The sequence below is a fragment of the Methylomonas lenta genome, from assembly GCF_001644015.1.
Taxonomy (GTDB): Bacteria; Pseudomonadota; Gammaproteobacteria; order Methylococcales; family Methylomonadaceae; genus Methylomonas; species Methylomonas lenta.
Genome location: NZ_LUUI01000094.1, coordinates 1 through 14,005, shown reverse-complemented (window position 1 = coordinate 14,005; position 14,005 = coordinate 1). Strand labels below are relative to the sequence as shown.

Below are 14,005 nucleotides of genomic sequence, written 5' to 3'. Positions count from 1 at the left end.
TAACTTAATGGCAGTGACCCTGACAGCTGTGAACGGTGAATTGGACTCAAATCTGGCGATTGACTTGTGCTGCCCAGAGGTGTCGCATAGGTCCAGAATATATTTGGTAGTCATTGTCCTAATGATGCCTAACGTAGAGCTAACCGGCGCTGCGCGGCTTTATCGCGCAGCGTCCAGCGACCAAAGGGAGCGAGGTTGAGCGCCGGGTTAGACAAAGCGCGCTCATAAGCAAGAATGCAAATTGCTCTGAAAACTTAGCTTTCCATCGAAATTTCATCGACTTCTCCATCGTCATCAAAGCGTACACTTATCACGTAGTCGGTGACTTCGCCTGGCAACGTAAAATCAAACACATCAATACCGTCGTCGTCATCATCACCCCAGTGTGAGCGTAAGGAAAGAATATCAAGCACACGAACCGGTTCCGGCTTGTCAGTTTCCAGATGTGTTTGCCAGTAGCTGGCTTCAATTTCCTCTAGGTGATGCGAAACGAACATGGTGGCACCGAATTCATCCTCCTCTGTTCCAAAAGCACTCCTAATGACAGCAAGAGCTGCTTTCTCGCGTCTTGCAACTTCAGCAGTATTTGTGGGCATAGAAGTCTCCTGTGTGTCTAACGTAGAGCTAACCGGCGCTGCGCGGCTTTATCGCGCAGCGTCCAGCGACCGAAGGGAGCGAGGTTGAGCGCCATGTTAGGGCTTGATCGGGTAACCAATTTCTTCAGCATCTGCAATGACATCTTGTAAGTTGCGCGAGGAAGGAAACGCTTGAAGCAGCTCAACCGAAAGAGGTTCTTGGGCAAACACACGGGTGATCGCATCCAGCCCAACATCGAGCTCGAAGTACTCCTTTGCGAATAATTGATATGTCGTGGGGTTTCCGTCCAATGCCGAAAGCATCCATAGCGAACCGTCTGGATCGTCTTCGTTGGCCGGAAATTCTATCGATCCACGAGACCAAGCGGAATCACTGGCAAGAGACCAGATACAAAATGTCGTGTCCTCCATGTGAAACGCCGGTTCCTTGAGCGAGTTCTCGAACTGCGGAGGAACCTCTTCCAGCACTCCAGGCCAGATAGTTGGAGGCGTTTCGCGCCACGGCGTCATTGCTGATTCGTGAGCAAAACCTCGCAAGAAACACCCGGCGGAATCGAAAATCGCAAAGAAGTCGTCCCCAGAGCCGTTCCGCATGGAACCCATTTGTTCAGTGGCTGACCACTTTGAATTGAAGGAGTAGTAGCGGTACTGCCACTCTTCTTCAAGGATCGCGTCGAGCAACGCAAGCGCCTGCAACAAGCTGCGGAGTGCGTCAGGTTTCGGAAGGTTCTCAAGATCGCGCGTCGATATCATGGGCTAAGCTCTAACAAGGAATTAGATAGTTAACAGTATATCTACCGGAAGATACTCGTCTGCGCGATAATTTGTTGATCAGCATATGATTTTCCATTCTGTATATCATCGGTGATAATTAATAACAGCCACTTTGCGACATTCTAAAAACACTAACTGCATACCTTTTCTCTTGAGCTCCAACTCGCTAAGCTCCTCTACTCGGATTTTGACTTCGTTCAGTGCCAATCTGGTTGTTTAGACCTAGGCAACATCCACTTTACGCAACTTTTCCACCAGCGTGGTGCGGCGCATATTTAATAGTTTGGCGGCATGCGCGACTACGCCATTACATTCTTCCAACGCTTGTCTAATCAATTCGTTTTCCAGGTCGGTTAAATATTCTTTTAAGTCTATCCCTTGCTCCGGAAGTTGAACGGCACTGCCAGAGGCTGCGGGAACAGGTTTTTCACCTAAAACTTGTGCCGGATTTTTATTTTCACTGACAGCGTTTTCCGGCTCCACCCAGTCCAGTTTTGCACCCTGAGGTACTTCATAAGCCTGGAATTTTTCCGGCAAATCGGCTGCATCGACTCGCGCATTAGGAAAGATTATGGCCAAGCGCTCAATTAAATTGGACAACTCACGCACATTACCCGGCCAGTGGTGCTGCATCAATAAGGCAATAGCTTCCCGTGTCAGTTTGACTGATCCACGCTTAGCCGCTTCCATCCGCCCCACTAAGTCGCTTACTAAATAGGGTATGTCCTCTGTGCGCTCACGCAGCGCAGGCACTTCGATGGGGAAAACATTTAAGCGATAAAACAAATCCTCTCTAAAGCGTTTTTCCTGGATTTCCTGCTCCAGCTGCCTATGAGTCGCAGCAATAATCCGCACATCACAGTTTATGGTTTTATTACTACCGACCCGCTCGAAGGTGCGCTCCTGTAATACGCGCAACAATTTAACCTGCATGGGCATAGGCATGTCACCTATCTCGTCCAGAAATAGTGTACCGCCCTCAGCCAGTTCAAATCGGCCCTGACGGGAGCTTAAGGCGCCGGTAAATGAGCCTTTTTCATGACCAAATAATTCACTTTCTAAAAGCTCTCCGGGAATAGCGCCGCAATTGACTGGCACAAAAGGTTTGTCATGACGAAGCGAGGCGCGATGCAAGGCTTGGGCGACCACTTCTTTGCCGGTCCCCGATTCGCCTAAAATCAGCACAGTGGCTTCTGATTTAGCGACTTGATCAATCAAATCACGGGTTTTTTGGATTGCTAAACTGCGGCCAGCCAAGCCTTTATGTGATTTGTTTTTTTTGGGGGGGTGCAGTTGCGGCAAGGCGTTTAATGCGTCTGTCAGCGTTGAATGGACTGTAGGCCACTCTAAAACCCGGCTGACCATTTGCTGAATCGCACTGGAAACCGGCGGCGCTGCTTTATCCACCAGTAAAAAAATAGGTGTTTCAGCACAATTTTCGCTGACCAGCCTTAACAGTGTGGCCTGCTTTTCAACGGCGGCACCGACAAACACCACATCAACAGGCTGAAGATTTTGCAATACGGCCTGACAATCAACACCGCTAACCGAGGTAAGTCCATATTCCATAAACCTGAGCACCGCCTCAACCTGCTGAGCTCTGATTGCATTGTCATCAATTAGCAAAATGTCGGGCAAAACCATGCGTATACTCTGTGAAGGACTGATCAGGATGAACAGCACTTATAAACTTTTTAAGTTAAGCATTGAATCTGTTAGTTGTCAAAATGCTACTCAATTCAATTTATTGCATAACAAACTTCACTTGGATTGCATAAAATCTAAGTCATTCAATCCGCTTAAAAATCCCTTAAGAACTTGACAAAAATTCGTCAGCATAGAAACTAACGTCATGTTTTGCCACCCTGAGCCACTTCATTGAACGACATCCCATTAAGTATACTGTTCAGTGTACTCGCCGTTTTACTACTGTTATCCGCTTTTTTTTCTGGTTCTGAGACTGCTTTAATGACGCTCAATCGTTATCGATTGCAGCATCTAGTCAAACAGAAACACCGTGGGGCTATGAAAGCTCACCAATTGTTGAAAAGACCGGATCGATTACTCGGTTTAATCCTATTAGGCAATAATTTCGTCAACATTCTGGCTTCTTCAATTGCCACTTTGATCGCCATTCGTATTGGCGGCGATGAGGCTATTGCCCCGGCTACGGCCATATTAACCATCGTAGTATTAATTTTTTCGGAAGTCACACCCAAAACGCTGGCTGCCTTAAAACCGGAAACACTGGCCTTTATTTCGGCATGGTTTTACGCCCCAATGTTGAAAGTGTTTTACCCCATCGTCTGGATAGTCAATGTCATCTCCAACCTGTTGTTACGCATCGTGGGAGTTAATCCTAAAAAAGCTAAAAAAGACAGTCTGGATAAAAATGAATTAAAAAGCATCGTCGCAGACACCGATCATCTGCTCCCCGCCCGTTACCAAAAGATGCTGCTGAGTATTCTGGATCTGGAGTCGGCAAGCGTTGAAGATATTATGACGCATCGGAAAGAAATCGTTGGCGTCGACCTTGAAGATTCCATAGAAGATATTGTCGAGCAACTGCGCAATAGCCCGCATACACGCTTGCCGGTCTACAAAAAAAACATCGACCGTGTAATCGGTTTTTTACATCTTCGCACGGTTTTATCCAACATTAATCACCCGAATTTTGACAAGCAAGTCATCATCGAGAGCTTGGTCAAACCTTTCTTTATCCCTGCCAGTACGTCTATTCATAAACAGATGCAGATATTTAAAACCGAAAAGCTGCGTATCGGTTTAGTAGTGGATGAATATGGCGATGTGCAAGGCTTGTTAACCCTGGACGATTTATTACAAGAAATTGTCGGTGAACTGGTGGCCGAAGCGCCCGACATCAAACTGCAAAGTGACGGTGGCTATCTGGTAGATGCCAGCGTGACGGTTCGAGAACTCAACCGCGTCACACAATGGGATTTACCCACGGAAGGCCCAAAAACCTTAAACGGTTTGATTATCGAATACATGGAAACTATTCCTGAACCCAGTACCAGTATTAAACTGCATGGCCATATCATAGAGATCATACAACGTGATGAACATACAGTTAAATCGGTACGCTTTCATCCTTCAAATTGATTGATTTTTTACTTCGGCAATTACCCTATTGATATACGCTTGAGTCAACTTTAAAAACATCCTCACCTGATCCATCAACAAAATGTGACCTTCTTGAATTGTCTATTTTAGCGTTGGTGCCCAATAACCAAGTAATATAGTAAGATATAGCCCAATTTAGCCTGGTATGACTATGACTGAGAACGTACATCAACACGAAATCCACAAATTTGGCTCTCAAGCCGAGCGTTGGTGGGACCTGAACGGCGAATTTAAAACCTTGCATGATGTCAACCCTTTGCGCCTGCAATACATTCAGCAATATGCCGATTTACAAGGTGCGCAGGTAGTCGATATCGGCTGTGGCGGCGGCATCTTGACCGAAGGTTTGGCCAAATGCGGTGCGAATGCCTTGGGCATTGATCTCAGTGAAGACCTGATCGATATCGCAGATTTGCATGGGCTGGAAACCGGCATTCATGCCCATTACCAAAAAATCAGCGCGGAAACCTTAGCCGAACAAAAACCATCCTCGTTTGACCATGTCACCTGCATGGAAATGCTGGAACACGTTCCCGATCCTGCATCCATCATTCGCGCCTGCGCGAGCCTGGTCAAACCCGGTGGCATGGTGTTTTTTTCGACTCTAAACCGTGTACCCAAAGCTTATTTGCTGGCCATTGTAGCTGCGGAACATTTGTTTAAAATGGTGCCCAAGGGTACGCACGAATACAAAACATTCATCAAACCAGCAGAACTATGCCAGTCAGCACGCATTGCCGGGCTAGAACTGCAAGCCATGACCGGTATTCAGTACAACCCTTTCGGCAAGCGTTTTAGCCTAGGCAAAGACATTGATGTAAATTACATCGCCGCTTTCAAACGCCCAGCATAATCATGAGCGGCTTTAAACTTGCCTGTGTGTTGTTTGATTTGGATGGCACCCTGGTGGATACCGCGCCTGACTTGATTGCATGCCTGAATAAAACCCTTGTAACGCACGGCTTTCCTGCCGTTGATAATACAAATATCAAACCCTGTATATCCATGGGCGCACTAGCGATGATCAAACACGCCACTGCAGAAACCGATGAGAAGTTGCAAACTCAAATGCTGGATTACATGCTGGATTGCTATCAAAACAATATTGCCGAGCATAGCCGATTTTTTACCGGCATGAATGAAACCCTAGACATGATCGACTCACTCGGTCTGAAATGGGGCGTAGTCACCAACAAACGCGAACGCTTTACCTTGCCTTTGATGAACGCCATGAATCTGATGGATCGTGCTGCCTGCGTAATCAGCGGCGACACCACAGCCAACAGCAAACCCCATCCAGAGCCCATGCTGGCAGCCTGCCGACAAGCTCAAGTCAGACCGGAGAATTGTGTCTATGTCGGCGATGCCTCTCATGACATTGCCGCCGGCAAAAGTGCCAACATGAAAACGCTGGCTGCTGTGTACGGTTATCTGAAAGATGAAGACCAACCGGAAAACTGGGGTGCCGATGCGCTGATCGATCACCCGCAACAATTACAGCACTGGATACAAGCCACCCTATGTCATTAACAAATCAGCTCATACTTATTACCGGCGCTGGCGGCGGTCTTGGCAGCACAGCTGCATTGGCACTCGCCGAGCAAGGCGCGCAATTAATTTTGCTGGATAAAAGCATCCCCAAGCTGGAAAAAATCTACGATGCCATTGTGCAAAGCGGCGGCCCGGTACCGGTCATGTACCCATTTGATTTAGCCGGCGCTAATGAAATGCAATATCAAGAAATGGCAGACGCCATTGAGCAACGCTATGGTTCATTACAAGGCCTACTGCATTCCGCAGTCGAATTCAGTGCCTACACCCCACTGGCAATCCACAAAACCCAAGACTGGGGGCACACTTTAAATGTTAATTTAAATGCTGCCTTCATATTGACCCGGGTGTTACTCCCCTTAATGCAGAAAAGTCAGCAGGCGTCTATTGTATTCACTTCTGATTCCAATGCCAGACAGGCCCAGGCTTATAACGGTGCCTACGGGGTTTCAAAAATCGCTTTAGAAGGTTTTGCCAAAATCCTGGCCGAAGAACTGGAAGCCGGCCAGAAAATCCGAGTTAACACCCTGGTTCCCGGCCCCATCGACTCACCGTTGCGTAAAAAGGCCTACCCTGCTGAAGATAAAACACAACTACCGGCTATGAGTAGTCTCGCCCCCATTTACCGTTATTTATTTGACTCAGCCAGCCTAGGCATGACTGGTCAAATTATTGACGCCAATACTTTTACACTTTAATTATTGTTATGGCAGAAAGAGAAGTTGTTACCTTAACCCGCGATGTCAATATCGTTACCATACCAGATGGCTACCATAGCACCTTGAATAAAGGCCAAGAAGTAACCATACATCAATCCCTGGGCAGCAATTACACCGTCATTACCGACTATGGTCACATGGTGCGTATTGCCGGTAGCGATGCCGACGCCCTGGGTAAAGATACCCAAGAATTACATACCCTGGTTTCCGAAACCGACGCACAAGCGGTAGAAAAAAATTGCTGGGAAGTCATGAAAACCGTTTACGACCCGGAAATTCCGGTCAATATCGTTGACCTCGGTCTGGTTTATAGTTGCGATGTAACCGGTAATGCAAAGGGTACAAACGATGTTCACATCAAAATGACACTGACCGCGCCCGGCTGCGGCATGGGGCCAGTGATTCAAAGCGATGTGGAAAAATGCGTGCGCGCTTTGCCCGGTGTCGACACTGTCAATGTCGAGGTTGTGCTCGACCCACCCTGGTCACGAGAAATGATGTCTGAGGTAGCCCAGGTACAACTGGGGCTGTTTTAAACAAGTGGCAAATTATTGCCACTCTCAACAGGACACCAGACCTAACAATATGATTTAAAACAACATAATTAAACTGGCACAACACTGGCTTAATCAATATAAAACATTGATTCAAGCCTAGAGGAAAGTGTCATGAAAGATAAAGCAGCCGAGTTAGCCGTTGTCAGTAACAAAAGCTTTGAAGCCTCGACAGCGGTCAATCTGCATCATTACGACATCAGCAGCGCACTACAAACTACGCTGGAATTTAACGAGCTGATCGCAATTTTCTGCAATAAAATTCAGGCCACCCTTCCGCATAATAGTGTGGAATATGTGAATGACGAGTTTAGTCTGGCGTTCAAACGCGGCATCGTTGGCCGTCATTCCTGCAACTATGCGCTGAAAGTCGAAGAGCAACAACTCGGCGAACTCAAACTGACCCGCAGCCAACGCTTCAGCAAAGACGAGCTTAAAATGCTTGAAAGTCTATTGTGCTGCCTGATCTACCCTTTAAGAAACGCCACTCTGTTTCAACAAGCCTTGCAAATGGCTTACACCGACCCATTAACCAAAACCAACAATCGGACAGCTTTCAATGACGCTTTGCTGCGGGAAATAAGCCGCTCAAAACGCGGCAATCAAAGCTTGTCTCTGATTTTTGTCGATGTCGATCACTTTAAATCAATCAACGATGAATATGGTCATGACTGTGGTGACTTGGCTTTGGCTTCGGTCGCAAGCTGGGTGAAAGATAGCGTAAGGGGTTGCGATACAGTCTTTCGCTATGGTGGCGAAGAGTTTGTGATTTTATTGGCAGACACCCATCAAACCGATGCAGCCATTATTGCCGAACGCGTGCGCAGTAGCATTGAGTCCCACACCCTGGCTTATGGCATGGATGTGTTGAATATCACTGCCAGTCTGGGTGTTAGTTCTTTACGAGAAGACGACAGCACAGAAAGCTTTGTGAAACGCGCTGATGCAGCAATGTACACAGCCAAGCAAGAAGGCAGAAACCGGGTTTGCTTAGGCTAACCCTCAATATCCCCCTGCGTCAAAATAGATGTCGGGCTAGCGAGCTTTTTTCAGAGCTCCCTAGCATTGAACCTCAGTGCTAAACTGTTCGAGAAAGGCCGGCAGTGATAAGCCCTTTTGAAACTGGATTCGGTTCAGCTCATGATGATCTTGCTGGGAATTTGAAACCAGTATGCGCTTTTTAAACCGCAATAACCTGGATTACACATGTTAGCTGAAGGAGCTTGCTAATCAGGTGCAGTAATATGCGAGACGCGATCTACAAGGCCATATCCAGTACTATGGGGTAAATGGGAATCCAGAAGCTTAAGACAGTATCGCCAGCAAGTAGAACGACTCCTGTTTAAATGGCTAAATCGGCGTAGCCAATACCGAAGTTGTACTTGGCAGAAGTTTGCTGAGGCGATGAAGCATTTTATTCCACGAACTCGCATCGTTCACAATCTCTACCCGTCACCAACGTGGATAACTCAAGCTGGGAGCCGGATGGTGGTTATAAAGCAATATATTTATACAACACGCAATCCCTTGATTTATGGGCAGGATCAGTTTGTTGCATAAACGAACCTTTACGCAATCAACTAAACACACCATTTTGTTCTTTCTGTAACGCAAGCTATTGTTATACTAAGTTTTCCAAAATTTCCGGGGTTAGGACTTGCAATCCCTCATCACGATGCGGCTATATTGGCCGAGCACCTAAGGCAAGTCCATCCTGCCGCCCGCCTGTTTCAAAGCGGCCCGCGAATTTACAACCTGATTCAAAAATCCCTACAAATCACTTCTAAATAAACACCAATCCAACAAATGACAAATTATGAAACAGACTTTCATTTTACTAGGTTGCTTACATCATATTTCATGAAAACTCTCTCATGTAAATTCTCGGGAGCATTACTTCTTTCAATACTGTTTTTAGGTAGTCCTGTTGTACAGGCAGAGGTGCAAACAACCGGTACGCCTGGGGCGGCTGATGCAACAACGACCATTAGCGGCAAACAACTTCCGGCTCCGCAACCACTAGACAATGGTAAAATTGGCACAACTGTAGCCGAATCAAAAACTTGGTGGCCACCACGCGTCGTGCCTAAAAAGGGAGCACCAAACGTATTATTAATCATGACGGATGACGCAGGTTACGGTGTAAGTGGAACTTTTGGAGGGGTAATTCCAACGCCAGCTTTAGACCGTGTGGCTAAAAATGGATTGCGTTACACGCAGTTCAACTCTACCTCACTTTGTTCGCCAACACGTGCTGCATTGCTTACTGGTCGTAACCACCATTCCGTAGGGTTTGGTGTAATTACCGAACTTTCTACAGGATACCCTGGTTACAACTCAATCATAGGTGTAGACAACGGAACGATTGGGCAAATCTTAAAAGGAAATGGGTATACCACTTCCTGGTTTGGAAAAAACCACAATACACCTTCGTTTGCTTATAGTGTGGCGGGTCCATATGATCAATGGCCATCAGGAATGGGATTTGATTATTTCTACGGTTTCCAAGGTGGCGAAACAGATCAATACACGCCCTACCTTTTTCAAGACCACACACAAATTTTCCCTTGGAGAGGAAAACCCGATTACAACTTATCTACAGATTTAGCAGATGAGGCCATTGGCAGAATGAAAGCACTCCAAGCGGCAGATCCCGGTCAACCCTTCTTTATTTATTACGCTCCGGGTGGAACACACTCGCCGCATCAACCACCCGCAGAATGGATCGAAAAGTTCAAGGGTAAATTCGATATGGGTTGGAACGTGATGAGAGAACAGATCTATGCGAATCAAAAGCGCTTGGGTGTGATTCCTGAAAATACGCAACTCACACCATGGCCGGATGAACTCCCTAAATGGGAATCACTTTCCGCCGATGAGAAAAAATTGTTCTCGCGCCAGGCAGAAGTGTTCGCAGCTTTCGCCGCTTATACTGATGATGAAATCGGTCGTGTGATTCAACAAGTCGAGGACATGGGTCAGCTCGATAACACGATAATCATTTACATCTGTGGCGACAACGGAACAAGCCCGGAGGGCACCCTCTTGGGAACCCCGAATCAATATGCGTCTTTCAACGGCATCCTCGATATTCCCGTAGCAGATCAATTGAAGCTATATGATGTTTGGGGTTCACGGGAAACCTATCCCCATATGGCTGTCGGCTGGGCTTGGGCATTCGATACGCCCTTCAAATACACCAAGCAAGTCGCTTCCCATTTCGGAGGAACCCGTCAAGGTCTGGCCATTTCCTGGCCAGGTCATATTGACGATATTGGTGGAATCCGCACTCAGTTTCACCACATGATCGACATCATGCCCACGATCATGGAAGCTGCCGAGGTGGCACAGCCCGAGGAAATCAACGGCATCCCGCAAAAACCTATTCAAGGCACCAGCATGGCATATACCTTTAAAAAGGAGAATGCCAGCGCACCATCAACCCGCAGGGTTCAATATTTTGAGATGATTGCAAATCGTGGCATTTACAGCGATGGCTGGTATGCCAATACGGTACCGCCTCACGGACCATGGATTTTGAATGCACCATTCCCGCCAATCGATGATTACAAATGGGAGTTGTACAACCTGAATGAAGATTATTCTCAAAATAATGACGTCGCCGCACAAAACCCGCAGAAACTAAAGGAAATGCAGGCCCTGTTTAACCAGGAGGCTAAGAAATACAATGTCTACCCTCTGGACAATCGTCAGTTCGCACGCTCTCTTGAGCCAAGACCGAGCACAACAGTTGGTAAAACCGAGTTCAATTACATAGGTTTAAATCCTGGAATTTCGGACTCAAATGCAGCAAATATCTTAGGCAGGTCTTACACGATTACAGCCGAGGTAACTGTGCCAAACAATGGGGGTAATGGTATGATTGTCACAGCCGGAGGCCGTTTTGGCGGATGGGGATTTTATATTCTAAAAGGTATCCCTGTTTTCGGCTACAACATGTTGGGACTCGAGCAATACCGATGGGCTGGAAAAGAACCGCTCACTGCGGGGAAGCACATTATTGTATACGACTATGTTTATGATGGGCCTGGAATTGCAAAAGGTGGAACCGGAACCATGATGGTTGACGGTGTGGTTGTGGATTCACACAATCAACCTAATTCAATCGCGTTCATTCAAGTAATGGATGAAACATTTGATGTGGGCGTAGATACACGCACCGAGATCAATTCGAAAGACTATATTTTGCCTTTTGATTTCACCGGGTCCATAGATCATCTCAACATCAAACTTGGCCCCACCCAATTTACTCCGGCCGAACAGAAGAAGATAAATGATGCTCACGACAAAGTGAACGACTGATCTCATTTAATAAACTATTGTTTTGAAAACATTACCTGGTTCCGGCAGGCCGTCGCGTAGAACTAGAACGGCTGCCTGGGCAGGAACAGACAAAATGATCAGACTATGAAACAACCTATAATGCTAACCTTGAAATGCGTGGCACTTACCTTTTCGGCCGCACTCATGTCCGTATCGGCCTTCGCTGCCGATCGTATTGAAGGACGGGTCGAGGCCAACGGTGCTCCGATTTCCGGGGCAGACGTAACCCTTTGGCTCGCGGGACAGGGTACTCCCCAAAAGCTCGCTGAGGCAAAGACGAATGACGATGGCAGCTACGACTTGGCGCTTGCTAGCGGAAGGGACGACGCTGGCGTGCTTTATCTCATCGCTGCGGGCGGAGAGGTAAAGCTGACATCCAGCAAAGGACCGAATCCCGCAATCACCTTGATGGCCACGTTGGGGACTAAGCCCCCGGAGCGCGTGACGATAAACGAGCTCACCACAGTGGCCTCCGCATGGACCTCAGCGCAGTTTCTAAATGGCACCACGTTGAGTGGCAATAAACTTGGACTGCAGATAGCCGCCGGAAACGTGCCGAACCTGGTTAATCTCGAAACAGGCGGCCTGGGACCCGTAATCATGGATCCGCTGAACAGTTCACAGACCACCACACTGGCCAAGCTGAACACGTTGGGCATTCTGCTGTCGGCCTGCGTCACCGATATACCGGACGCATGCAACAAGCTTTTTGAAGTGACGACACCCCCGGGTGGGGTCGCACCGACCAACACGCTTTCCGCTGCACAGAACATCGCCCGCTATCCGTGGCATCAAGCAGACAAACTATTTGGACTATTAGACGAATTCTATCCCGTCCCCGCTGGGAAACGGTGGCGCGAGGTGGCTCTCATCCCTTACCTCAACTTCGCACCTAGCGCATGGACTCTATCCTTGGTCTACTCAGGAGGAGGCTACTCTGGAGTGGGTGGCACAGCCATCGATGGCGAGGGTAACATGTGGGCAAACGACAACTTCTTAGTAGGCTCACAAACCACGATTTTTGCGTGGGTTGGCGGTGGCGTCTCGAAGTTCGCGCCGAACGGTAAGCCACTTTCACCGATGATCACAGGCTTTCTTGGTGGCGGCGTTGACAGTGCCGGATGGGGCATAGCCATTTCCGCTGATGACAAGGTCTGGGTCACCAGCATTATCGGCAGAACCATTTCCGTGTTCGATCGCAAAACTGGGCAACCGCTTTCGCCAGAGAACGGCTACAACTTCGACGGTAAACTGGGCCAAATGCAAGGCATCATCATCACCCCGAATGGCGACGTATGGACACTCGACAACGAGCATAGTCAGGTCGTTCATCTCCCCCAAGGTGACGCCTTAAAAGGCCGTATTTTGGGCCAAATCGTAGACGGCAAACCCGTAGACGGCACACTCAAGGTCAAAAAACCCTTCAGCCTAGCTATTGACCAGCAAGACAGAATTTGGGTCACCAATAGTGGCTCAAACACCGTAACCCGCTTTCCGGCCAGCGATCCAAGTAACGCCGTGGAGATTGAAGTTGGATACAGCCCGCACGGTATTGCCATCGACAGTAAGGGCAATGCATGGGTCGCTAACTCCATTGGTCACCCCGGTATTATGGAAAAACTGGCATTCATCAAGGAAAAATTCACAGCGAAGATTAATAGTCTCGAAGATTCAATGTCGAGCGATGAGCGCGCAGCCAAGGAGTGGATCGATCTGTGGGACATCAGCGACAAGTACCCAGGAGGCGATGTGTCGATGATACGTCCTGACGGTACGATTCTTGGGCCCTTTAACGCCGGCAAGAGTATGAACGGGGCTTGGGGCATTGCCATTGACGGCAATGACAATGTCTGGGTTTCGAATTCCATGAGTCACTCCATCACCCAGTTGTGTGGTGTGCGCACCGAGACTTGCCCGCCGGAATTTGCGACAGGCGATCCTATTTCACCTACAAGCGGCTACATTGGTGGCCTACAAACCATTACGGGCGTCATTCTTGATGCTGCCGGTAATGCTTGGGTAGCCAACAGCTGGGACCAGACGAATGCAGGCTTCAGCCAAGTGCCGGACGAAGCGCTGTCCACCCGCTTTGCCGCTAACAGCGCGGTTGTTTTCTTCGGTTTGGCCAAACCTGTGCGCACGCCGTTGATCGGGCCGGCCGAAGCGCAATAGATCGTCACGGCGCCGAATCGGGCCAACGCACTTTTTCCCACGCAGATGGCTCATGAGTGTACAAACTGGACGGCGACCTCTCCATTGGTAAAGTTGCCACTGCATTGACAGCGCGCAGATTGATGACATGGTCTCCTCCCCAATTGCAAGC

The 14,005-nt window shown here is 48.2% G+C and carries 12 protein-coding genes; 9 read left to right on the top strand and 3 right to left on the bottom strand.

The window, feature by feature from the left end:
• A partial coding sequence (locus A1359_RS23135; RefSeq protein WP_232322160.1) for a hypothetical protein occupies positions 1-199 on the top strand: 199 nt, incomplete at its 5' end.
• Positions 200-254: 55 nt separating this feature from the next.
• Here A1359_RS23135 and A1359_RS08300 read toward each other — a convergent pair.
• The 3 genes from A1359_RS08300 to A1359_RS08290 form a co-directional block, all read right to left on the bottom strand.
• A complete protein-coding gene (locus A1359_RS08300) occupies positions 255-596 on the bottom strand; it encodes a DUF2004 domain-containing protein (protein WP_066980864.1) in 342 nt (113 codons plus the stop codon).
• A gap of 96 nt (positions 597-692) precedes the next feature.
• Positions 693-1,349 (bottom strand): hypothetical protein, encoded by a 657-nt coding sequence (locus A1359_RS08295; RefSeq protein ID WP_066980861.1) that lies wholly within the window; start codon positions 1,347-1,349, stop codon positions 693-695.
• A 243-nt stretch (positions 1,350-1,592) separates the two neighbouring features.
• Positions 1,593-3,014 (bottom strand): sigma-54 dependent transcriptional regulator, encoded by a 1,422-nt coding sequence (locus tag A1359_RS08290; RefSeq protein ID WP_066980858.1) that lies wholly within the window; start codon positions 3,012-3,014, stop codon positions 1,593-1,595.
• 234 nt (positions 3,015-3,248) lie between these two features.
• Here A1359_RS08290 and A1359_RS08285 point away from each other — a divergent pair, with 234 nt between their 5' ends.
• The 8 genes from A1359_RS08285 to A1359_RS08250 all read left to right on the top strand — a co-directional run bounded on the left by A1359_RS08285 (position 3,249) and on the right by A1359_RS08250 (position 13,854).
• Positions 3,249-4,493, top strand: a complete 1,245-nt coding sequence (locus A1359_RS08285) for an HlyC/CorC family transporter (RefSeq protein ID WP_066980855.1) — start codon at positions 3,249-3,251, stop codon at positions 4,491-4,493.
• Between the two features lie 166 nt (positions 4,494-4,659).
• Entirely contained in the window at positions 4,660-5,367 is a 708-nt protein-coding gene (ubiG, locus tag A1359_RS08280; RefSeq protein ID WP_066980853.1) for a bifunctional 2-polyprenyl-6-hydroxyphenol methylase/3-demethylubiquinol 3-O-methyltransferase UbiG, read from the top strand.
• A 2-nt stretch (positions 5,368-5,369) separates the two neighbouring features.
• On the top strand, positions 5,370-6,044 hold the full coding sequence (locus tag A1359_RS08275; RefSeq protein WP_066980849.1) for an HAD family hydrolase: 675 nt from the start codon (positions 5,370-5,372) through the stop codon (positions 6,042-6,044).
• Entirely contained in the window at positions 6,035-6,763 is a 729-nt protein-coding gene (locus A1359_RS08270; RefSeq protein ID WP_066980845.1) for an SDR family NAD(P)-dependent oxidoreductase, read from the top strand. Before A1359_RS08275 ends, A1359_RS08270 begins: the two co-directional genes overlap by 10 nt.
• 8 nt (positions 6,764-6,771) lie before the next feature.
• Positions 6,772-7,320, top strand: a complete 549-nt coding sequence (gene sufT, locus A1359_RS08265) for a putative Fe-S cluster assembly protein SufT (protein WP_066980842.1) — start codon at positions 6,772-6,774, stop codon at positions 7,318-7,320.
• A gap of 132 nt (positions 7,321-7,452) precedes the next feature.
• Positions 7,453-8,337 (top strand): GGDEF domain-containing protein, encoded by an 885-nt coding sequence (locus tag A1359_RS08260; protein WP_066980840.1) that lies wholly within the window; start codon positions 7,453-7,455, stop codon positions 8,335-8,337.
• Between the two features lie 807 nt (positions 8,338-9,144).
• A complete protein-coding gene (locus A1359_RS08255; RefSeq protein WP_198159297.1) occupies positions 9,145-11,661 on the top strand; it encodes an arylsulfatase in 2,517 nt (838 codons plus the stop codon).
• A 105-nt stretch (positions 11,662-11,766) separates the two neighbouring features.
• Entirely contained in the window at positions 11,767-13,854 is a 2,088-nt protein-coding gene (locus tag A1359_RS08250) for a Vgb family protein (protein ID WP_066980834.1), read from the top strand.
• Positions 13,855-14,005 lie beyond the last annotated feature (151 nt).

What these genes read in the sequence shown, in the direction of transcription:
- A1359_RS08260 (WP_066980840.1), top strand. Translation starts at nt 7,453, where the DNA reads ATGAAAGATAAAGCAGCCGAGTTAGCCGTTGTCAGTAACAAAAGCTTT.
- A1359_RS08255 (WP_198159297.1), top strand. Translation starts at nt 9,145, where the DNA reads ATGACAAATTATGAAACAGACTTTCATTTTACTAGGTTGCTTACATCA.
- A1359_RS08270 (WP_066980845.1), top strand. Translation starts at nt 6,035, where the DNA reads ATGTCATTAACAAATCAGCTCATACTTATTACCGGCGCTGGCGGCGGT.
- ubiG (WP_066980853.1), top strand. Translation starts at nt 4,660, where the DNA reads ATGACTATGACTGAGAACGTACATCAACACGAAATCCACAAATTTGGC.
- A1359_RS08290 (WP_066980858.1), bottom strand. Translation starts at nt 3,014, where the DNA reads ATGGTTTTGCCCGACATTTTGCTAATTGATGACAATGCAATCAGAGCT.
- sufT (WP_066980842.1), top strand. Translation starts at nt 6,772, where the DNA reads ATGGCAGAAAGAGAAGTTGTTACCTTAACCCGCGATGTCAATATCGTT.
- A1359_RS08300 (WP_066980864.1), bottom strand. Translation starts at nt 596, where the DNA reads ATGCCCACAAATACTGCTGAAGTTGCAAGACGCGAGAAAGCAGCTCTT.
- A1359_RS08295 (WP_066980861.1), bottom strand. Translation starts at nt 1,349, where the DNA reads ATGATATCGACGCGCGATCTTGAGAACCTTCCGAAACCTGACGCACTC.
- A1359_RS08275 (WP_066980849.1), top strand. Translation starts at nt 5,370, where the DNA reads ATGAGCGGCTTTAAACTTGCCTGTGTGTTGTTTGATTTGGATGGCACC.
- A1359_RS08250 (WP_066980834.1), top strand. Translation starts at nt 11,767, where the DNA reads ATGAAACAACCTATAATGCTAACCTTGAAATGCGTGGCACTTACCTTT.